This window comes from Pseudomonas baetica (genome assembly GCF_051216495.1).
GTDB lineage: Bacteria > Pseudomonadota > Gammaproteobacteria > Pseudomonadales > Pseudomonadaceae > Aquipseudomonas > Aquipseudomonas baetica_B.
Genome location: NZ_JBPKAM010000005.1, coordinates 67,011 through 87,443 on the forward strand (window position 1 = coordinate 67,011; position 20,433 = coordinate 87,443).

The 20,433-nt window shown below is 59.5% G+C and carries 18 protein-coding genes, 4 tRNA genes and 1 pseudogene; 14 read left to right on the top strand and 9 right to left on the bottom strand.

The window, feature by feature from the left end:
• Nucleotides 1-62 precede the first annotated feature (62 nt).
• The 4 genes from ACSFE6_RS03915 to ACSFE6_RS03930 form a co-directional block, all read right to left on the bottom strand.
• The gene (locus ACSFE6_RS03915; protein ID WP_435426358.1) at nucleotides 63-1,394 is read right to left on the bottom strand and encodes a sigma-54-dependent transcriptional regulator; all 1,332 of its coding nucleotides are present in this window, start codon (nucleotides 1,392-1,394) and stop codon (nucleotides 63-65) included.
• A gap of 2 nt (nucleotides 1,395-1,396) precedes the next feature.
• The gene (locus ACSFE6_RS03920; RefSeq protein WP_435426359.1) at nucleotides 1,397-2,986 is read right to left on the bottom strand and encodes a sensor histidine kinase; all 1,590 of its coding nucleotides are present in this window, start codon (nucleotides 2,984-2,986) and stop codon (nucleotides 1,397-1,399) included.
• Nucleotides 2,976-3,209: a PP0621 family protein gene (locus ACSFE6_RS03925; RefSeq protein ID WP_433737184.1), complete on the bottom strand. Its 234-nt coding sequence runs from the start codon at nucleotides 3,207-3,209 to the stop codon at nucleotides 2,976-2,978. Before ACSFE6_RS03925 ends, ACSFE6_RS03920 begins: the two co-directional genes overlap by 11 nt.
• A gap of 136 nt (nucleotides 3,210-3,345) precedes the next feature.
• A complete protein-coding gene (locus ACSFE6_RS03930; RefSeq protein WP_435426360.1) occupies nucleotides 3,346-4,368 on the bottom strand; it encodes an outer membrane protein assembly factor BamD in 1,023 nt (340 codons plus the stop codon).
• Nucleotides 4,369-4,519: 151 nt separating this feature from the next.
• On the opposite strand from ACSFE6_RS03930, the gene rluD reads away from it, so the two are divergent.
• From rluD to ACSFE6_RS03975, 9 genes and pseudogenes are all read left to right on the top strand, one after another.
• Nucleotides 4,520-5,482 carry a 23S rRNA pseudouridine(1911/1915/1917) synthase RluD gene (rluD, locus tag ACSFE6_RS03935; protein ID WP_435426361.1) on the top strand — a complete coding sequence of 321 codons (963 nt, stop codon included), beginning with the start codon at nucleotides 4,520-4,522 and terminating at the stop codon, nucleotides 5,480-5,482.
• Nucleotides 5,479-6,204 carry a peptidoglycan editing factor PgeF gene (gene pgeF / locus ACSFE6_RS03940; protein ID WP_435426362.1) on the top strand — a complete coding sequence of 242 codons (726 nt, stop codon included), beginning with the start codon at nucleotides 5,479-5,481 and terminating at the stop codon, nucleotides 6,202-6,204. Before rluD ends, pgeF begins: the two co-directional genes overlap by 4 nt.
• A 130-nt stretch (nucleotides 6,205-6,334) precedes the next feature.
• Nucleotides 6,335-8,899, top strand: coding sequence for an ATP-dependent chaperone ClpB (gene clpB, locus ACSFE6_RS03945; protein WP_435426363.1), 2,565 nt, complete (start codon nucleotides 6,335-6,337; stop codon nucleotides 8,897-8,899).
• Nucleotides 8,900-9,199: 300 nt separating this feature from the next.
• Nucleotides 9,200-9,275, top strand: a tRNA-Asn gene (locus ACSFE6_RS03950).
• A 9-nt stretch (nucleotides 9,276-9,284) separates the two neighbouring features.
• Nucleotides 9,285-9,361 (top strand) — tRNA-Pro (locus ACSFE6_RS03955).
• Nucleotides 9,362-9,366: 5 nt separating this feature from the next.
• Nucleotides 9,367-9,442 (top strand) — tRNA-Lys (locus ACSFE6_RS03960).
• A gap of 93 nt (nucleotides 9,443-9,535) precedes the next feature.
• Nucleotides 9,536-9,612 (top strand) — tRNA-Pro (locus ACSFE6_RS03965).
• A gap of 146 nt (nucleotides 9,613-9,758) precedes the next feature.
• Nucleotides 9,759-10,529, top strand: a pseudogene (locus ACSFE6_RS03970) (MCP four helix bundle domain-containing protein); the annotation flags it as partial.
• Nucleotides 10,521-11,384, top strand: a complete 864-nt coding sequence (locus tag ACSFE6_RS03975) for a methyl-accepting chemotaxis protein (RefSeq protein WP_435426393.1) — start codon at nucleotides 10,521-10,523, stop codon at nucleotides 11,382-11,384. The pseudogene ACSFE6_RS03970 and the gene ACSFE6_RS03975, both read left to right, overlap by 9 nt.
• Nucleotides 11,385-11,503: 119 nt before the next feature.
• On the opposite strand, the gene ACSFE6_RS03980 is transcribed toward ACSFE6_RS03975, so the two are convergent.
• The 4 genes from ACSFE6_RS03980 to ACSFE6_RS03995 are packed head-to-tail and all read right to left on the bottom strand — an operon-like array spanning nucleotide 11,504 to nucleotide 14,238.
• Nucleotides 11,504-12,802, bottom strand: a complete 1,299-nt coding sequence (locus ACSFE6_RS03980; protein ID WP_435426364.1) for an NAD(P)/FAD-dependent oxidoreductase — start codon at nucleotides 12,800-12,802, stop codon at nucleotides 11,504-11,506.
• A gap of 60 nt (nucleotides 12,803-12,862) precedes the next feature.
• Nucleotides 12,863-13,036 carry a DUF3094 family protein gene (locus ACSFE6_RS03985; protein ID WP_007996394.1) on the bottom strand — a complete coding sequence of 58 codons (174 nt, stop codon included), beginning with the start codon at nucleotides 13,034-13,036 and terminating at the stop codon, nucleotides 12,863-12,865.
• A gap of 51 nt (nucleotides 13,037-13,087) precedes the next feature.
• Nucleotides 13,088-13,615: an MOSC domain-containing protein gene (locus ACSFE6_RS03990; protein WP_435426365.1), complete on the bottom strand. Its 528-nt coding sequence runs from the start codon at nucleotides 13,613-13,615 to the stop codon at nucleotides 13,088-13,090.
• Nucleotides 13,612-14,238, bottom strand: a complete 627-nt coding sequence (locus tag ACSFE6_RS03995) for a DUF1780 domain-containing protein (RefSeq protein WP_435426366.1) — start codon at nucleotides 14,236-14,238, stop codon at nucleotides 13,612-13,614. Before ACSFE6_RS03995 ends, ACSFE6_RS03990 begins: the two co-directional genes overlap by 4 nt.
• A gap of 231 nt (nucleotides 14,239-14,469) precedes the next feature.
• Here ACSFE6_RS03995 and ACSFE6_RS04000 point away from each other — a divergent pair, with 231 nt between their 5' ends.
• Genes ACSFE6_RS04000 through ACSFE6_RS04010 form a run of 3 tightly spaced genes read left to right on the top strand, consistent with a single transcriptional unit; the run spans nucleotide 14,470 to nucleotide 18,340 of the window.
• Nucleotides 14,470-15,837, top strand: a complete 1,368-nt coding sequence (locus tag ACSFE6_RS04000) for an aromatic acid/H+ symport family MFS transporter (RefSeq protein WP_435426367.1) — start codon at nucleotides 14,470-14,472, stop codon at nucleotides 15,835-15,837.
• Nucleotides 15,834-17,054 carry a benzoate/H(+) symporter BenE family transporter gene (locus ACSFE6_RS04005; RefSeq protein ID WP_435426368.1) on the top strand — a complete coding sequence of 407 codons (1,221 nt, stop codon included), beginning with the start codon at nucleotides 15,834-15,836 and terminating at the stop codon, nucleotides 17,052-17,054. The genes ACSFE6_RS04000 and ACSFE6_RS04005 overlap by 4 nt, the downstream gene beginning before the upstream one ends.
• A 17-nt stretch (nucleotides 17,055-17,071) precedes the next feature.
• Entirely contained in the window at nucleotides 17,072-18,340 is a 1,269-nt protein-coding gene (locus ACSFE6_RS04010) for an OprD family porin (protein ID WP_435426369.1), read from the top strand.
• Between the two features lie 8 nt (nucleotides 18,341-18,348).
• Here the strand turns inward: ACSFE6_RS04010 and ACSFE6_RS04015 are convergent, their stop codons facing one another.
• The gene (locus tag ACSFE6_RS04015) at nucleotides 18,349-18,591 is read right to left on the bottom strand and encodes a DUF2790 domain-containing protein (protein WP_435426394.1); all 243 of its coding nucleotides are present in this window, start codon (nucleotides 18,589-18,591) and stop codon (nucleotides 18,349-18,351) included.
• A 121-nt stretch (nucleotides 18,592-18,712) separates the two neighbouring features.
• Here ACSFE6_RS04015 and ACSFE6_RS04020 point away from each other — a divergent pair, with 121 nt between their 5' ends.
• Both ACSFE6_RS04020 and ACSFE6_RS04025 read left to right on the top strand, forming a co-directional pair.
• Nucleotides 18,713-19,648, top strand: coding sequence for a LysR family transcriptional regulator (locus ACSFE6_RS04020; protein ID WP_435426370.1), 936 nt, complete (start codon nucleotides 18,713-18,715; stop codon nucleotides 19,646-19,648).
• A 47-nt stretch (nucleotides 19,649-19,695) separates the two neighbouring features.
• The gene (locus ACSFE6_RS04025; RefSeq protein ID WP_435426371.1) at nucleotides 19,696-20,385 is read left to right on the top strand and encodes an energy-coupling factor ABC transporter permease; all 690 of its coding nucleotides are present in this window, start codon (nucleotides 19,696-19,698) and stop codon (nucleotides 20,383-20,385) included.
• Nucleotides 20,386-20,433: the final 48 nt, after the last annotated feature.

Genomic DNA, 20,433 nt, shown 5'->3' on the forward strand with positions numbered 1-20,433 from the left:
AGGCTCGCTCCCACATTGGAATGCGATCAACTGTGGGAGCGAGCCTGCTCGCGAAGGGGCCCTTAATCCAGGCCTAATTTTTTCAGTCGATAACGCATCGATCTGAATGAAAGATTCAACCGCTGAGCCGCCGCCGTGCGGTTCCAGCGAGTTTCCTCCAGCGCCTGGAGAATCAGCTGGCGTTCGACGTTTTCCAGGTAATCTTCCAGATTGTCGATCTGCGTAAGATCCGGCACGCCCCCTTCTGTAACGCCATTACCTTCGGCCAGGCGCAAGTCGCCGGCTTCGATCTGTTTGTTTTCGCATAACGTGTGCGCCCGTTCGAGCATGTTCTCCAGTTCCCGCACATTGCCTGGAAAGCGATAACTTTTCAGCGCATCGAGGGCTTGCGGGTGGAGTTTCGCTTCAGGTTGGCCGGTATCGACGGCCAGGCGCTTGAGTACATGGCTGGCCAGCGGCGCGATGTCGTCGCGGCGCTCGCGCAAGGGAGGCACCCGCAACTCGATCACGTTCAACCGGTAGTACAAATCCTGGCGAAAACGCTCAGCGGTAACTTCGGCCGCGAGGTCTTTATGGGTGGCGCAAAGGATGCGCACATCGACCACCATTTCCTGTTGCCCACCGATGCTGCGTACGGCTTTTTCCTGAATGGCCCGCAGCAGTTTGACCTGCATCGGCAGCGGCAGGTCAGCGACTTCGTCGAGGAACAGGGTCCCGCCGTGGGCGGCCTGGAACAGTCCCGGTTTGTCTTCGATGGCGCCGCTGAAGCTGCCCTTGCGATGGCCGAAAAACTCGCTTTCCATCAGTTCCGACGGAATGGCTCCGCAATTGACCGGGACAAAGGGCTGGTTGGCGCGTGGCCCGCGGTCGTGGATCAGCCGTGCGACCAGCTCCTTGCCGCTGCCGGACTCGCCGCTGATGTAAACCGGCGCCTGACTGCGCGCCAGTTTGTCGATCTGCTTACGCAGGTTGCGCATGGGCAGAGAGTCACCCAGCAAGCGGCGATCGATGGCAACGCCGGGGACGGGCAACAGCAAAGCGTTGGTGACCAGCTCTCGCAGGCGGGCAAGGTCAACCGGTTTGGTCAAGAAGTCGAAGGCGCCGGCCTTGAGGGCACTGATCGCCGTGTCGACGTTGCCATAGGCGGTGATCATGGCCACTGGAACTTGCGGGTAGCGTTGCTGGATGTGCTGAACCAGTTCAAGTCCCGTGCCGTCCGGCAAGCGCATGTCGGTCAGGCACAGATCGAATGTCTCGCGCTTCAACAGGGCCAGAGCTTCGCCCACATTGCGGGCACACCAGGTATCGAGCTTCATCCGACCCAGGGTGATTTCCAGGAGTTCGCGGATATCCGGTTCGTCGTCGACGATCAGGACTTTTTGCCGTGGGCTCATGTTCAACTTTGTTTCCGTCCGTGAGCAAAGGTGATACGAAAGCAGCCGCCGCCTTGGCGTGGTTTGAAGTCTAGGCGGGCCTGATTGCTTTCGCACAGCTCACGGGACAGATAGAGCCCCAGGCCAGTGCCCTGATGGCTGGTGGTGAAGAATGGCTCGAACAATTGTGCTTGATGATCCGGGGCAACACCGGGGCCGTCGTCGAGGATTTCGAGGATGGGCAACTGGCTATCGGAATCGATAAACAAATCAAGCCAGACTTGCGCCTGATCGTGGTTTTGGGCGCTGTGACGCCAGGCATTGCGGATCAGATTGTCGAGAATCTGGTTCAACTGGTTCGGGTCCATCAAGGTCCTGAAGTCCCCGGAAGCGATGTGCAGATGAACCTGCTGGCGCTCGGTCGCGCCCTCGCGGATTTCAGTGACGAACTGTTGCAGCCAAGGCTTCAAGTCTAGCCGTTGCGGCACGGTTTGCTGGCGGCGGGACAGTTGCAGGACGTTTTCGATTACCCGATTCATGCGCTGAGAGTGGTCTTGAATGATCTGCGTCAGACGCTGATCCGCGCTGTTCAGTTCCTCGGATTCTCGCAATAGCTGCGCGGCATGACTGATGGCGCCCAAGGGGTTGCGGATTTCGTGGGCGATACCGGCGGTCAGTCGCCCGAGTGCAGCGAGTTTCAGCTGTTGGGCCTGCTGGGCGATCTGGGCGAGGTCTTCAAGAAACACCAGCGTTTGGTGTTGGGGACTTGGGTCCAGTGCAATGAAACTCGGCTGCAGTTCCACACCGCTATTAGCGATTTTCAGGCTTTGCGGGCGTAGCGTCGGATTACTGAGCCACACGTTCAGGCGATCGACCAGGGTGGGGAAGTGGTCGTCGATCAGGCAGCCTTCGAGTGAGCGGCAATCGAGCAGAGACAGGGCACTGTGATTGGCCAATTGCACGCGCCGCCGGTCATCGAGTACCAGGATCCCGGTGCGCATGCGTTGCAGGATCAGGGCGTTGAGTGCTTCCAGGCCGACGACTTCACTGGCCTTCTGCTCGGCGAGGGTCTCACTCACTTCCAGGCGCCGGATCAAGCCTTGCACCAGCAAGGCCGCAGCGAAGCATAGAACACCGAGGGTACCGACCTGCAAATAGTCATTGGGGTTGGTGGGATGGTTAAGGCTCAGCAGGAAACTTGAACCGACGATACCAAGGGCGCCGATGGCGGCAATCAGCAGACCGATGCGCCTTTGCAGCAGGGTATTGCCGATGGCCACCGACACGATCAACAGGTTGCCAATGGCGCTGGCCACCCCGCCGCCAGCGTAAAACAAGGCGCAGAGGAGCAAGACGTCGAGAAGCGCCAAACCGAACAGTTGTGCCGGATGGCGGGTGTTTTCAAAGAAGACCACCAGCAGAATATTCAGCACCAGGTACAACCAGCTGCCACTGCGCAGCAGGTCGTCATTGGCTGACGTCAGCAGCCGATTGTCCATGTTGCTGGAGATCAGCAGCACCAGGATGATGCCGACACTTAAGCGGTAGAGGTGATAAAGGCGCAGCAGTCGCTGGGCCTGTTTGCTGCCGTGACTGGACGTCTCAGCGATCACTGGAACCGGGGCCTTGCTCCAGATGAGCCTGGCTGCAATACCACTGCTGTTGAAAACTCACGGCGCGATCACGCGGCAAGTGCACGCCACAATGGGCGCAGCGGACCATCGGTGCCGCTTCCAGTTCGGCAGGGGACTTGGGTACGGCGGTCTGGCCCTTGTATTTGCGCCAGAACCATACGGCGGCGGCAATTACGGCAATCCAGAATAATAAACGAAGCATGATGAGCGGCTTTTTGGCTGATGAACCGGCAGTTTAGCCAAGGACATGACAGGCGCACAGCGCAATTGTTGTCCACAAAAACAGCGTAATAAAAAAGGGAGACCCGAGAGTCTCCCTTTCTGCACCGCCGGTCGTATCAGTCGAACACGCCGAAGGTCATGTAGCTGAACCACGAGCGATCTTCGTTGTTGCCTTCCGCTTCGTGATCTTCTTCCTCGATCACGTCGCCCTCTGCATCTTTAGGCTTGAGCTCGCTCGGAATCGCGTCCTTGGCGTCCTGGAATTGCTTCTGCACGTCTTGGTTGGCGCGGGTTTCTCCCGGCGGCAGTGGCGGACGGGATTCGATCAGGCCCAGTGTGGCTTTGCTCAGCCACGAGCGGTTGTCGGCTTCGGCGACCGACGGCACGAACTGACCGTCCACCAGGCTTGGGTGGTTCGGGTAGTTGAGCTTCAGGGTTTCCAGGCTGGTGGCAGCCAGGTCATCCAGGTGCAGGCGCTGATAGGCCTCGGTCATCACCGCCAGGCCGTCGCCGACCGAAGGGGTTTCCTGGAAGTTTTCCACCACGTAACGGCCACGGTTTGCGGCGGCGACATAGGCCTGACGGGTCAGGTAGTAGTCGGCAACGTGAATTTCGTAGGCTGCCAGCAGGTTGCGCAGGTAGATCATGCGCTGCTTGGCATCCGGCGAGTAGCGGCTGTTGGGGAAGCGGCTGGTCAGCTGGGCGAACTCGTTGTAGGAGTCGCGGGCGGCGCCTGGGTCACGCTTGGTCATGTCCAGCGGCAGGAAACGCGACAGCAGGCCGACGTCCTGGTCGAAAGAAGTCAGGCCCTTGAGGTAGTAGGCGTAATCGACGTTCGGGTGCTGAGGGTGCAGACGAATGAAGCGCTCGGCAGCGGCTTTTGCAGCCTCGGGCTCGGAGTTCTTGTAGTTGGCGTAGATGAGTTCCAGCTGCGCCTGATCGGCATAACGACCGAACGGATAACGCGATTCCAGAGCCTTCAGCTTGGCGGTGGCGCTGGTGTAGCTGTTGTTGTCCAGATCAGCCTGGGCCTGTTGGTACAACTCGACTTCACTCAGGTTTTCGTCTACGACTTCCTTCGATGAGCAAGCAGCGGTCAATGCGAGGATGGCGATCAGCAGCAGGTGTTTCACTTGCATGGCGGCTTGCGTCCCTATGACGGCCGCTGTCTTGGGCGTGGCCGTCCTGTTATGATGAGCGCCCCGTTGATAAGCCTCGGGGCAAAAGACGCCGTATTTAACCACAAGCGCGCAGCCGAAACCAAAGGCTGTGCCGACGCCTAGTCTGAGCATGTCCGATAAAATTGAACTCCGCGCAGAGGTGCCGTCCGAATTGGGCGGCCAACGCCTCGATCAAGTCGCCGCACAATTATTCGCTGAGCACTCGCGCTCGCGCCTTTCCGCCTGGATCAAAGACGGCCGCCTGACTGTGGATGGGGCGGTTATCCGCCCGCGAGACATCGTTCACGGTGGCGCCATTCTTGTACTGACTGCCGAGCAGGAAGCTCAGGGCGAATGGGTCGCTCAAGACATTGCCCTGGACATCGTCTACGAAGATGACGACATCCTGGTGATCAACAAGCCTGCGGGCCTGGTGGTGCATCCGGCCGCCGGCCACGCTGATGGCACCTTGCTCAATGCCTTGCTGCACCACGTGCCGGACATCGTCAATGTGCCTCGTGCCGGTATCGTGCATCGTCTGGACAAGGACACCACCGGTCTGATGGTGGTGGCCAAAACCATTCAGGCGCAGACGCAACTGGTTGCACAGTTGCAGAGCCGCAGCGTCAGCCGCATCTATGAATGCATCGTGATCGGTGTCGTGACCGCCGGCGGCAAGATCAACGCGCCGATCGGTCGTCACGGCCAGCAACGCCAGCGCATGGCTGTAATGGAGGGTGGCAAGCAGGCCGTCAGCCATTACCGCGTGCTCGAACGTTTCCGCTCCCACACTCATGTGCGGGTCAAGCTGGAAACCGGTCGTACGCACCAGATTCGCGTGCACATGGCGCACATCAACTTCCCGTTGGTCGGCGATCCTGCCTACGGCGGACGTTTCCGTATCCCGCCGGCCGCTAACCCGACCATGGTCGAGTCGCTGAAGAACTTCCCGCGCCAGGCGCTGCATGCGCGGTTCCTGGAGCTGGATCACCCGACCACCGGTAAACGCATGAGCTGGGAGTCGCCGCTGCCGGAAGACTTCGTCTGGTTGCTGACCCTGCTCAAGCAAGACCGTGAGGCATTCGTCGGATGAGTGACTGGCTGATTCCTGACTGGCCCGCGCCGGCTGGGGTCAAAGCCTGCGTTACCACCCGTGCGGGCGGCGTCAGTCTGGCGCCGTTCGACAGCCTCAACCTGGGCGATCATGTCGACGACAACCCCGAGGCCGTTGCCGAAAATCGCCGTCGCCTGACCGATCACTTCTCTATTCAGCCGTCCTGGCTACAGCAGGTCCACGGCATTGTCGTGGCCCATGCGGATCCGAGCCGGGTCGTCACAGCCGACGCCAGTTGGACGTCGACCCCCGGGATCGCCTGCGCGGCGATGACTGCTGATTGCCTGCCTGCGTTGTTTTGCGACCGTGCCGGTACCCGCGTGGCAGCGGCCCATGCCGGTTGGCGCGGGTTGGCGGCAGGTATACTGGAAGCGACCCTCGACAGTCTGGCCGTATCACCGGACGAGGTGCTGGTTTGGCTTGGCCCGGCCATCGGCCCGCAAGCGTTTGAAGTGGGGCCGGAAGTGCGCGAAACCTTCGTGCAGCAATTGCCCGAAGCCGCGAGTGCCTTTGTACCGAGCCAAAACCCTGGCAAGTTCATGGCCGACATCTATCTACTGGCGCGCTTGCGTCTGGCGGCTCGCGGTGTCACCGCAGTCTATGGTGGCGGATTTTGCACCGTGACGGACCCACGCTTCTTTTCTTATCGCCGTAGCCCCCGTACTGGTCGATTTGCCTCCCTGATCTGGCTCGAACGCTAGACTCCTCTGACCTGCGTCAACTTCAAGGCGCTTGAAACTCCCAGAATCGACCACATCTATTGCGGTATCTGGCAGGTTTCTTCATTCAGGATGTTCTATAGGTCCGGCCTGCTCAAAAGGAAGGTGACCCATGCGTATAGACCGTTTAACCAGCAAGTTGCAGTTAGCTTTATCCGACGCCCAATCCCTGGCCGTCGGTCTTGACCATCCCGCCATCGAGCCGGCGCATCTGATGCAGGCCCTGCTCGAACAGCAGGGTGGCTCGATCAAGCCCCTGCTGATGCAGGTGGGCTTCGATGTCAACAGCCTGCGTAAAGAGCTGACCAAAGAGCTCGACCAGCTGCCAAAAATCCAGAACCCGACCGGCGACGTGAACATGTCGCAGGATCTGGCACGCCTGCTCAACCAGGCCGATCGCCTGGCCCAGCAGAAGGGCGACCAGTTCATTTCCAGTGAGTTGGTATTGCTCGCCGCCATGGACGAGAACAGCAAGCTCGGCAAGCTGCTGCTTGGCCAAGGCGTCAGCAAGAAAGCCCTGGAGAATGCCATCAACAACCTGCGCGGTGGCGAGGCGGTCAATGACCCCAACCATGAAGAGGCGCGTCAGGCGCTGGATAAGTACACCGTCGACCTGACCAAACGTGCCGAGGACGGCAAGCTCGATCCGGTGATCGGCCGTGACGACGAGATCCGCCGGACCATCCAGGTCCTGCAACGTCGCACCAAGAACAACCCGGTGCTGATTGGTGAGCCTGGCGTGGGTAAAACCGCCATTGCCGAGGGCTTGGCCCAGCGCATCATCAACGGTGAAGTGCCGGACGGCCTCAAAGGCAAGCGCCTGTTGTCCCTGGACATGGGGGCGCTGATTGCCGGTGCCAAGTATCGCGGCGAGTTCGAAGAGCGGCTCAAAGCGCTGCTCAATGAGCTGTCGAAGCAGGAAGGGCAGATCATTCTGTTCATCGACGAACTGCACACCATGGTCGGCGCTGGCAAGGGCGAAGGCTCGATGGATGCGGGCAACATGCTCAAGCCGGCTCTGGCCCGCGGTGAGTTGCATTGCGTTGGTGCGACCACGCTCAACGAGTACCGCCAATATATAGAGAAGGATGCAGCCCTCGAGCGGCGCTTCCAGAAAGTATTGGTGGACGAGCCGAGCGAAGAAGACACCATCGCGATCCTGCGTGGCCTGAAAGAGCGCTACGAGGTTCACCACAAAGTGGCGATCACCGACGGTGCGATCATTGCGGCGGCGAAGCTCAGCCATCGCTACATCACCGATCGTCAGTTGCCGGACAAGGCCATTGACCTGATCGACGAAGCCGCCAGCCGCATCCGTATGGAAATCGACTCCAAGCCGGAAGTGCTGGACCGTCTGGAGCGTCGCCTGATTCAGCTGAAGGTGGAATCCCAGGCGCTGAAGAAAGAAAGTGACGACGCGGCGAAGAAACGTCTGGAAAAGCTGCAGGAAGAAATCGCTCGTCATGAGCGTGAGTACTCGGATCTTGAAGAAATCTGGAACTCGGAAAAAGCCGAAGTTCAGGGTTCAGCGCAGATCCAGCAGAAAATCGAACAGTCCCGTCAGGAACTGGAAACCGCGCGCCGCAAAGGCGACTTGAACCGCATGGCCGAGTTGCAGTACGGGGTCATCCCGGACCTGGAGCGCAGCCTGCAAATGGTCGACCAGCATGGCAAGAGCGAAAACCAGTTGCTGCGCAGCAAGGTGACTGAAGAGGAAATCGCGGAAGTCGTTTCGAAGTGGACCGGTATTCCGGTGTCGAAAATGCTCGAAGGCGAGCGCGAAAAACTGATGAAGATGGAAAGCCTGTTGCATCAGCGCGTGATCGGTCAGGAAGAGGCCGTGGTGGCGGTGTCCAACGCGGTACGGCGTTCCCGTGCCGGTTTGGCCGACCCGAATCGGCCGAGCGGTTCGTTCATGTTCCTCGGCCCGACCGGTGTCGGTAAAACCGAGTTGTGCAAGGCACTGGCCGAGTTCCTCTTCGACACTGAAGAGGCGATGGTGCGCATCGATATGTCCGAGTTCATGGAGAAGCATTCCGTGGCTCGTCTGATCGGTGCGCCACCAGGTTACGTAGGTTATGAAGAGGGCGGTTATCTGACTGAGGCCGTGCGTCGCAAGCCTTACTCGGTGATCCTGCTGGACGAGGTGGAGAAGGCGCACCCGGATGTGTTCAACGTCTTGCTGCAAGTGCTGGAAGACGGACGCCTGACCGACAGCCATGGCCGTACGGTTGACTTCAAGAATACCGTGATCGTCATGACCTCCAACCTGGGCTCGGTACAGATCCAGGAACTGGTGGGTGATCGTGAGGCTCAGCGTGCGGCGGTCATGGATGCGATTTCCTCGCACTTCCGTCCGGAGTTCATCAACCGGGTCGACGAAGTGGTGATCTTCGAACCGTTGGCGCGGGATCAGATCGCTGGCATTACCGAGATCCAGTTGAGTCGTCTGCGCAGTCGCCTCACCGAGCGCGAACTGAAGCTTGAGTTGAGCCCTGAGGCCATGGATAAGCTGATCGCGGTCGGATATGACCCGGTGTATGGTGCACGACCACTGAAACGTGCGATCCAGCGCTGGATCGAAAACCCGCTGGCACAGCTGATTCTCTCCGGTCGATTCATGCCGGGGGACACAGCGAAAGGTACTGTGGAAAACGACGAAATCGTTTTCAACTGAGCCCAAACGGCGGTTGAAAAAAAGAGGCCTCGCATTGCGAGGCCTTTTTTTCGCGAGGCTGTTGAATTTAAAGGAAAAGGCTTGTAAAGTGCGCCCCGCAGTCAGTCAGTCGCCAGGGTTTCCGCTCCCCAAGCAGGAATCCAAAATAAGTTGCAAATCATTAACTTGAAAGCAATTTAGGGGGTTGACAGAGGTTTTGAAGATTGTAGAATAGCGCGCCTCAGGCACACGAACGCAGCGATGCGAACGAGTCGAAGAGAACGCAGTAAAGCTTCACCGTTGTAGATTGAAATGTGTAGTTCCGTGATAGCTCAGTCGGTAGAGCAAATGACTGTTAATCATTGGGTCCCAGGTTCGAGTCCTGGTCACGGAGCCAATTTCAAGCCGGGGTATAGCGCAGTCCGGTAGCGCGCCTGCTTTGGGAGCAGGATGTCAGGAGTTCGAATCCCCTTACCCCGACCATATTTGGGTCGTTAGCTCAGTTGGTAGAGCAGTTGGCTTTTAACCAATTGGTCGTAGGTTCGAATCCCACACGACCCACCATTTTTGAGACCAGCTCGCTGGAATCGAATCTTAAGATCAGACGCCAAAAGCTCTGTTCGCAGAAGGCGCCTTTGAAAGGTGCCTTTTTTTTACCGGGGTATAGCGCAGTCCGGTAGCGCGCCTGCTTTGGGAGCAGGATGTCAGGAGTTCGAATCCCCTTACCCCGACCATACGAAAAATCCCCGTATCGAAAGATACGGGGATTTTTTTTGCCCTCAAGAAATGCCGATCACTTCAAGTCATCGTACAACTTGCCGATAACGAGCTGTCAGGGCAAAGCCCTCCACTCAAGCCAATAAAAACAAAGGCGCTCGTTATGTTTCTTCGTCAGTTGAATATTGCCCCCCGTGCCGCACTGGGGTTTGCCTTGATCGCGGTGCTTGTGGCGCTGCTTGGAGTCTTTGCCCTGGGGCAGATGTCGAGTATTCGAGAAAGCGAGGTGGCGGTAGAGAAACAATGGCTGCCAAGCATTCGCGGCGGCGACGAGATCCGCGAAATCATGTTGCGCATCCGCACCATTTCCCTGCGCATGGCGCTGGACCAGGACCCGAAGAACATCGCGCAATACCGCAGTCAGATGGATACCCGGGACAAGGAGCTGAGCGAAAAAATCGCCGCCTATGACAAGCTGGTGAACACGGCTGAAGGCAAGGCGTTGTACGACCAATTCAAAAATACCTTCACGGCTTATCGGGCTGGCATTGCCCAATCGTTCACCTTGGCCGACCAAGGGCGCCGCGACGAACTGACCAAGTTGCTGCTGGTGGACATGAAAACCGTGGTCGACGGCTCCGGCAAGCAGCTCAATGACCTCGCGGAGCTGTTCACCCAACAAGTCGCGGCCGAAAGCGCGAAGTCCAAAGAGCATTACGAAACCTCGCGCACGATCGTCAGCCTGTTTATCGCCCTCGCGGCTCTGGCAACGGTGGCTCTGGCCATGTTGCTGACCCGTAGCATCGTGCGCCCACTGAGTGAGGCCGTGGAGGCCGCAGAGCACGTGGCCCAGGGTGACCTGACACACCCGATCCAAACCCATGGCAATGACGAAGTCAGCCGGTTGCTCAAGGCGTTGGCGGCCATGCAACAGAATCTGCGGGAAACCTTGCTGGGCATCAGCGGCTCTGCGACGCAGTTGGCCACGGCAGCCGATGAACTGAACGCCGTTACGCTCGACAGCACCCAAGGCCTGCAACAGCAGAACAACGAAATTGAACAGGCGGCCACCGCCGTCAATGAAATGACCAGCGCGGTGGAGGAGGTTGCGCGTAATGCGGTTTCCACCTCCGATGCCACTCGTCAGTCCAGTGAGTCGGCCCATGTGGGCCAGGAGCGGGTCGGTGAGACGGCCAATGCCATCAGTTCACTGGCTCAGGAGGTGCAAAGTACCGGGGAGTTGGTGCGGTCCCTGGCCAATCAGTCCCAGGATATTGGCAAGGTGCTGGATGTGATTCGCGCCATCGCCGAGCAGACCAACCTGCTGGCGCTCAACGCAGCGATTGAAGCGGCGCGGGCGGGGGAGAGCGGTCGGGGATTTGCGGTGGTGGCCGATGAAGTGCGCGCCCTGGCCGGGCGTACACAGCAATCGACCCAGGAAATCGAGCAAATGGTGCAAGGCATGCGCAGCGGCTCGAGCCTGGCCCTCGATGCCATGAACGCCAGCGTTTCCCGTGCAGCCAGCACGCTGGTGTTGGCCGAGCGGGCAGGCGAGGCTCTGCAAACCATCACTGCTTCCGTGCATGAAATTCATGAGCGAAATCTGGTGATCGCCAGTGCAGCCGAAGAACAGGCGCAAGTGGCCCGTGAGGTTGATCGTAATCTGGTGAATATTCGTGATTTGTCGATGCGTTCGGCTGCTGGTGCCGATCAGACCAGCGCCTCAAGCCATGAACTGTCGCAACTGGCGAATGCCTTGCAGGGGATGGTGCGGCGTTTCAGGGTGTAACTCGGTCAGGTAAAAAATTTGGGAGCGAGCCTGCTCGCGAAGGCGCCAGTCCAGCCGACATCAATGTCGCCTGAAAGACAGCTTTCGCGAGCAGGCTCGCTCCCACAGGTGTATCTACATCAGTGCAGTTTCAGCCGTGGCTCGGTCCCGCGTCCGATCTTGCTGCCCAGCATCAGCATCGCCGTGCGGAACCAGCCGTACAGCGCCATCTGGTGCATGCGGTACAGCGACACGTAAAACATCCGCGCCAGCCAACCCTCTAGCATCACGCTGCCGGTGAGGTTACCCATCAAGTTACCCACGGCCGAAAAGCGCGACAGCGAGATCAGCGAACCGTAATCGGTGTATTTGTACTCGGGTAGGGCCTTGCCTTCGATCCGCAGTTTCAGCGATTTGGCCAGCAACGACGCTTGTTGATGCGCCGCCTGGGCCCGTGGCGGTACGTTGCGGTCGCTACCCGGTTGTGGGCAGGCGGCGCAGTCACCGAAGGCGAAGATATTCTCGTCGCGGGTGGTTTGCAGGGTCGGCAGCACTTGCAGCTGGTTGATGCGGTTGGTTTCCAGGCCATCGATGTCCTTGAGGAAACCCGGTGCGCGAATCCCCGCGGCCCAGACTTTCAGGCTGGCGTTGATGACCTTGCCGTCGGCGGTAATCAAGGCATCGGCCGTCACTTCGCTGACCGCCGCGTTGGTCATGACGTTGACCCCGAGCTTCTCCAAGGTTTTATGCACAGGCCCGCCGATACGCTCTGGCAGTGCAGGCAATACCCGTGGCCCGGCTTCGATCAGGGTGATATGCATGTTTTCCGGTTTGATTCGGTCCAGGCCATAGGCCGCCAGTTCGTGGGCGGCGTTGTGCAGCTCGGCGGCCAGTTCGACGCCGGTAGCGCCCGCACCGACGATGGCCACGCTGATTTTCTCGACCTGGTCGGTTTGCCCGGCGTGGGCGCGCAGGTAGTGGTTGAGCAGTTGTTGATGGAAGCGCTCGGCCTGTTTGCGGGTGTCGAGGAACAGGCAGTGCTGTGCCGCGCCTTGAGTGCCGAAATCGTTGGTGGTACTGCCGACGGAAATGACCAGCGTGTCATAAGGCACTTCCCGCGCGGGTACCAGCTCCAGGCCGGCTTCGTCATAGGTGGCGGCCAGCTGGATTTTTTTCTGCGCCCGATCGAGTCCGCTCATGCGCCCCAGCTGGAACTCGAAGTGGTTCCATTTCGCCTGGGCAACATAGTTGAGTTCGTCTTCGGAAGAGTTCAGGGACCCGGCCGCCACTTCATGCAACAGCGGTTTCCAGATGTGGGTCAGGTTCGCGTCGACCAGCATCACGCTGGCCGTGCCGCGCTTGCCCAGAGTCTTACCCAGGCGGGTAGCCAACTCCAGACCGCCGGCGCCGCCGCCGACAATAACAATACGATGGGACATGGGGATAACTCGCAAGGCTAAAAGAAATCGGTGCAACTACCCTCGCGAGCGCAATGCTGCTCATAGCGTCAGGTAACTGATAAGTCGGCTCAACAGGCCCAAACCAATGGTCACTGCCAGCACCAGTACCAGGAGCATCCACGGCCGGAATGGCCGGCGCTCGACTCGGTGCTGGGACAACTGCAGGTACTCTTCGACATGCTTCTGGTCGTCGGGGTTCAGGCGGCTGGTCATAAAGGCCTCGTCAGGTAGACGTTGCTGAATGTTTAGAAGCTACAGACGGATTTAACGAACGATGAACGGAGCATAGCCGGTCTCGGGAATGGGCTCGACGGTCACCGTGTCGTCCAGGCGAATGATGCCACTTTTTAACACCCGGGCGGTGATTCCGCCATGCCCGCGCACGGCTTGAAACGTCCCACGACCAAGGTTGTTTTCCAGGCGTGCGCACGGTTGGCACCAGCCGGTGGTTTCGAAAATTGCCTGGCCGATCCGGAAGTGTCGGCCTTTGAGGCTGAACAGATTGATCCCACTGATAACGAGGTTGCGCCGCAATTCTTCAGGCCTGACCGGTCGATCGTCCGGGCGTCCCATCAGCGAACTGATTACCGCCAGGTGTTCCCACTGTATCAGCGTGACCTGCCGCGCGTTGCGCGTACCGGGGCGGGCGTGATCGCCGGTCAAGCCGGCCTCCAGCCGTGCTTCGACCGCCTCCAGTTCGATCATCGACGAGCGCGATTGCGGACGCACGCCAATCCAGCGGACGCGACCCTGTTGTGGCACTTCGGCAATCAGTTCCCGCAATGGACTCACAGGCTGATCCCGACATCGAAAACGATGCTGCGCCCCAGGTTGCTGCGCAGGAAATCCGGCGCATCCGGATGCGCGAAGAGCACGCGAGCGAAGGTCGGGCCGACCAGAGAGAGCGAACGCCAGCCTTGGCGCAGGTACTCCGTGGGTGGCGGGAAATGGCTGTTGAGGTCCAGCACTTCGCGTTTGAGGCTGGCGAAGGCAATGATGTCCAGCTCACCCAGGTCCATGCCGCGTTCTTTGTAGTTATGCGCTTTTTTGCGCAAGGTCGGCGCCAGTCGCAGCAGAAACTCATTGGCCGGTATACGTCGGGGCTTGGCCTCGCGCCGAACCAGTTGGCTGAGGGAAAACGCGCTGCGCCGGCGTTGCAACTCGTCGCGCCATTCGTCATTGAGGCGCCGGCCTTCGTCGAGAACGAAGAACACTTCGAAACTGGCGTCGCGAAACAACACATCCGGGGGTTCGCCGGCGGGGGCGAACTCGTCGGCGCGATAAGGAATGTTCAAGCCTTGCAGCAGGCGCTGGCACACCCAACGCTCCCGCTCCCATTTGCGGGCATTGGACAGGAATGTGTTGGCTTGCTCGGCCGCGATGGTCAGCAGGCGTAAATAATCTGAGTCATCCATAGGCCCAAGCTTAGCGCTCAAATGTGATCGCAAAGAAAACAGTTTGTCGCCCCGATGCAAAACCCTGTGCGAAATCCCCGCCTGCAAACCCTTATCAAGCCATTGCACAAAACGGATAGCGATCTGCGCAGCGCGGATATTGCCACGTGTCTGGCGTCATTACCCTCGGCTGTACGGGACGTTCGCCGCATTTGCGAGCGTCTTGAAAAACAACAACAAGAGATAAATGCCATGCGCGAAATCGACGTACACAAGGTTATCGACGAAGCACGATTCAACCGCTTCCACTGGATGGTGCTGTTCTGGTGTGCCCTGATCATCATCTTCGATGGTTACGATCTGGTGATCTACGGCGTGGTTTTGCCGATGCTGATGAAGGAGTGGGGTCTCAGTCCGCTGCAAGCCGGTGCGCTGGGTAGTTATGCATTGTTCGGCATGATGTTCGGTGCCCTGTTCTTTGGCCCGCTGTCAGACAGGATTGGTCGTAAGAAGGCCATCACGATCTGTGTGATGCTCTTCAGCGGCTTCACCGTGCTCAATGGCTTCGCCAGAAACCCTACGGAGTTTGGTATCTGTCGCTTCATCGCAGGCCTGGGTATTGGCGGCGTGATGCCTAACGTCGTGGCGCTGATGAACGAATACGCGCCGAAGAAAATCCGTAGCACCCTGGTGGCGATCATGTTCAGTGGCTATTCGGTGGGCGGCATGCTCTCGGCCGGGCTGGGCATCGTGTTGATTCCGAATTTCGGCTGGCAGGCGGTGTTTTATGTGGCGGTTGTGCCGCTGCTGCTGTTGCCGTTGATCATGTATTTTCTGCCCGAGTCGGTGGGTTTCATGCTGCGCCAGGGGCGCCATGAAGAGGCGCGCAACATCCTTCAGCGAGTCGATCCGGCGTACACCGCGAAAACCGACGATCAACTGCACATGAGTGAAGTGAAAGGCTCCGGCACTCCGGTGTTGCAGCTGTTTCGCGAGGGACGGGCGCTGCGCACGCTGATGTTGTGGCTGGCATTCTTCTGCTGCCTGTTGATGGTTTATGCCTTGAGTTCCTGGCTGCCGAAACTGATGGCCAATGCCGGTTACAGCCTGGGGTCGAGCCTGTCGTTCCTGTTAGTGCTGAACTTCGGGGCGATCTTCGGTGCCGTGGGCGGTGGTGTGTTGGGTGACAAGCTCAACTTGCCGCGTGTGTTGTCGGTGTTCTTCGCCCTGGCGGCCGTTTCGATCACCTTGCTGGGCTTCAACAGCCCGATGCCGGTGTTGTACCTGCTGATTGCTATTGCCGGCGCCACCACCATTGGCTCGCAGATCCTGCTGTATGCCTGCGCGGCGCAGTTCTATTCCATGAACATTCGCTCCACCGGTCTGGGCTGGGCGTCGGGCATCGGACGCAACGGTGCGATCGTCGGCCCTCTGTTGGGCGGTGTTCTGTTAGGGATCAGCCTGCCGCTGCAACTGAACTTCATGGCATTTGCCTTGCCCGGTGCGGTGGCCGCCATCGCCATGACGGTGTTCGCCATCAGCCATCGGCGCAGCGCCAGAAAACCGCAGCCAGGCTCGCTTCACGCGTCGCCTGACGGGGCAGTCGGCGAGGTCTCATGAATACGCTATTTCGGGACTTTTCCCTGTCTGCGGCAGTCGCCGGATTTATCGCCACGGTGATTTCCTACGCAGGCCCGTTGGTGATCATTTTTCAGGCCGCCGAAGCTGCACACCTGTCGCGGGAAGTGCTGTCGTCGTGGGTCTGGGCAATCTCCATCGGCAGCGCCGTACTGGGCATTGGTTTGAGCCTGCGTTACCGCGTACCGGTAATCATCGCGTGGTCGGCGCCGGGCTCGGCGTTATTGGTGGCGCTGTTGCCGGGGATTTCCATGCCGGAAGCGGTGGGGGCTTATCTGGTCAGCAGCCTGATCATTTTCCTGGTTGGGGTGTCGGGTGCGTTTGACCGAATCATTGGCAAACTGCCCCCGGCCATTGCGGCCGCGATGTTGGCGGGGATTCTGTTCAGCTTCGGCACCGGGTTGTTCGTCTCGTTGCAGAGCAAACCGTTGCTGGTACTCGCGATGTTTGCCACGTACCTGGCGGGAAAACGCCTAATGCCGCGTTACGCGGTGGTGATGGTGCTGTTGGTGGGCTGCTCGATGGCGTTTCTCGCCGGGGATTTGCACAGCGAGGCCTTGGTGATCGGTTTGGCCACGCCGGTGTGGATCACCCCGGCGTTCAGCCTAAGCGCGACGCTGAACATCGCTTTGCCGCTGGTGATGGTAGCGCTGACCGGCCAGTTCGTGCCCGGCATGACGGTGCTGCGCGCCAGCGGTTACGCAGCGCCGGCCGGCCCGATCATTGCCAGTAGTGCACTGGGCACGGCGTTGTTGGCGCCGTTTGGTTGCCACGGGCTGAATCTGGCGGCCATTACGGCGGCGATTTGCACTGGACGCGAGGCCCACGAAGACCCCGGCAAGCGCTATGTGGCCGGGGTCGTGGGTGGCCTGTGTTACCTGGTGCTGGGGATCTTCGGCGCCACCCTGGTTTCACTGTTTTCGGCGTTCCCCAAAGAGCTGATCGCGGCCCTGGCCGGGTTGGCGCTATTCGCCGCCATTGCCGGAGCGATGGCCGGCGCAATGGCGGTGCCGAGTGATCGCGAAGCCGCACTGGTGACCTTCCTGACGACGGCGTCGGGCATGTCGTTGCTGGGGTTGTCCGCGGCTTTTTGGGGGCTGATTTTCGGCATGGTCACCCACCTGCTGTTAAGCGCTCGTCGTCCCATCCCTCGCAGCGAAAACACGTCGGCCAAAGCCCTTCTACCTGTCGATCAATAACAATAAGAGAAAAAACGATGAAACAGATTTTTCCAACAACCGGTTCAGTGTTGTCCATGGCGGTCGTCTCGGGTTTTTCCACCAGTGCGATGGCAGCCGAGAGCGGCTTCATCGAGGACACCACGGCCACCTTGCAAGCGCGCAATTACTACTTCAGCCGGGACTACTCCGACATCGTCGGCACCAACCCGCAATCGAAGGCCGAAGAGTGGGCGCAGGGGTTCATCCTCAACGTCAAATCCGGTTACACCCAAGGGCCGGTCGGTTTCGGCGTGGATGTCATCGGCCTGCTCGGGCTCAAACTCGACAGCAGCCCGGACAGGGTCAACACCGGTTTGCTGCCGGTGCAGGATGACGGGCGCGCGCCGGATAATTACAGCCGTCTGGAAGGGGCGTTGAAGGTGCGTTACTCCAAAACCGAGCTGAAGGTGGGTGAGTTGCAGCCCAATCTGCCGGTGCTGGTGTTCAGTGATATCCGATTGCTGCCACCGAGTTATCAGGGGGCAAGCATCAGCTCAAGCGAGATCAATGGCCTGACCCTGCAGGGCGGTCATTTGAGTACGACCAGCCTGCGCAATGAGGCCGGCGACGAAAAGATGCAAGCCATGCTCGGTCACGTACCGCAACGGCAGGTCAGCAGCGATGGCTTCAACTTTGCCGGTGCCGATTACGTCTTCAACGACAAACGCAGTTCGGTCAGTGCCTGGTTCGGGCAACTGGAAGATATCTACAACCAGCGTTTCCTGGGTTTCAAGCACAGCCAGCCGATGGGCGACTGGGTTCTGGGGGCCAATCTTGGTTACTTCGATTCCCGTGAGGACGGTCAAAAGTTGCTGGGCAACATCGACAACCAGGCGTTTTTCTCCCTGTTGTCGGCCAAGCGTGGTGGTCACACCTTTTATGTCGGCTATCAGGGCATGTTCGGCGACAGCGCATTTCCCCGGGTCTTTGCCAACATCTCGCCGCTGGGCAACGAAGTACCCACCTATGAATTCGCATTCACCGATGAACGCTCCTGGCAGGCGCGTTACGACTACGACTTTGCGGCGCTCGGCGTGCCGGGACTGACCAGCACCGTGCGCTACATCACGGGCAACAATGTCGATACCGGTAAAGGTTTTGAAGGCAAGGATCGCGAGCGCGACCTGGATCTCGGTTACGTGTTGCAGAGTGGCACGTTCAAAGGCCTGGGCATCCGTGTGCGCAATGCGATGGCGCGTTCCAACTACCGCAGTGATATCGATGAAAATCGTTTGATCCTGAGCTACACCTGGACGCTGCTATGAGCCACTGATCACAGGTTGCTCGTGCAGTCGCCCATGACCTCGTAGGTCACTCGACGGGTCTGCCCCTGATGATCGATGTAGACCATGGTCGCCGGCACGACGCCGCACGCCGTCGCCGTGTCCGACACGGAAACCACCTTGGCGATGTCCAGCGGTTGCGCCGGGTTGTACAGGACGGTGAGGGGCTCGTTGTCGGCGGCCATGACCGAGGTGGCGATGAGGGTTAGAAACAGGCTGAAAATCGTTTTCATCATGGCGTGCTCCGTGTGGGTTTTGATGGTTCAAGTCTAGTGTTTGCCATCGACGGATAAAGGGGCGAACGCCTGATGCAGCTTTACATGAAACGTAACAGTCACAGCCCGAGGGAGGCTTATGGATTTGCTTAACAACTTGCGTGTGTTCGTCCGTGTGGTCGACTGCGCAAGTTTTACCGCCGCCGCCGATGCGCTGGAGCTATCCACTGCGCAAGTATCGCGACTGGTCGCGGACCTGGAGCAGCATGTGCAGGCTCGCCTGCTGCATCGCACCACGCGGCGCTTGAGCCTGACCGAGGCCGGCGAGCGATTTCTGCTGCGCAGTCGGTCGATACTCCAGGAAATGGAGGAGGCGACAGCGGAAGCCCGCGGCGCTCATCTCAAGCCGAGCGGACGCTTGCGGGTGCACAGCATGAGCGGCCTCGGAGTGTTGATCACGCCGCTGATTGCCCGCTACAGCGAGCTTTATCCCGATGTGGTGTTCGAGCTGACCCTGTCGCAACGCAATCCGGATCCCCTGGAAGAGGGGCACGACGTGGTGATTTCAATTGCCCACGAACTGGCCGATTCGCAATTGGTCGCCCAGGCTGTCGGGCAGATTTACAGCGTACCGTGCGCATCCCCGGAGTACCTGCAGCGTCGGGGGGTGCCGGGCCATCCGCAGGCCCTTAATGACCATCGATGCCTGCGCATGCTCGATCCGTTGTACAGCGATCAATGGCTGTTCCAGGACGATGAAGGCGAGCACGCCGTCAGCCCGGCCATGACCTTTCAGTGCAACGTCGCCGAGTCGATGGTCAAGGCCTCGGAGGCGGGCATGGGCATCAGCCTGTTGCCGTTTTACACCGCCACGCGACCCTTGAGCGACGGCACCTTGTTGCGTTTGTTGCCGGCCTATCGCCCGCGTCAGCGCAATGTGTATGCGTTGTATCCGTCGCGGCGTTTTCTCGATGCCAAGGTCCGGACGTGGGTGGATTTTCTCAAGGCCGAGTTGCCCAGGTTGTTCGCCGAGCATGAAACGGTGATGAACGATCCCCGACATTGGGCGGTGTAGACTGAGGGCCTGTTCTCTTTCGGCAAGACAAGGGAGTGTGCCCCGCCATGATCGGCGCCGAGTTGCTGTCATCCGAAACCCTCACCCTGGGGTGGCTGATCTATGTGCCGGTGCTGATATGGGCCGTTGCGCGGGTGTCCTGGGTCGAGTTGTTCAGCGACAGCCGGCGCCAGCATCTGCTGTTCGGCACGGTGTTCGCGCTGTTCGCACTCTGGTTGGTGCGCAGGGATTTCGATACCGGCGTGTCCTATCACTTCATTGGCATGACGGCGGTGACGCTGCTGCTCGACTGGCCGCTGGCAATCGTCGGTGGACTGGTGGCACAAACGGGGTTGGTGCTGCTGGGGCGTCAGGATCTGGTGGCGATGGGCGTGAATGGCGCGCTGTTTATTCTGTTGCCGGTGCTGGTCACCGAGTGTTGCGCGATCGCAGTGGAGAGGGCGCAACCGCGCAACCTGTTCGTTTACATCTTCTGTTCCGGTTTCTTCGCCGCCGCACTCTCGGCGTTGCTGTGCCTGGTGCTGTCGCTGACGTTGCTGTGGTACGACGGACGTTTCGCCATGCCGTACTGGCTGGAAGATTTCATCGGTTACCTGTGGCTGATCATTTTTCCCGAGGCGTTCATCAACGGCATGGTGGTCAGCGCGCTGGTGGTGTTCTGCCCGGAATGGCTGGAGACTTTCAACCGCACGCGCTATCTCTCGGCGCCCTGGAAGGACGACGATCCACCGTCTTGAGTCCTTTCAAATCCGCCAAAGACTGGCGATTTCCAACGCTACTTCCAG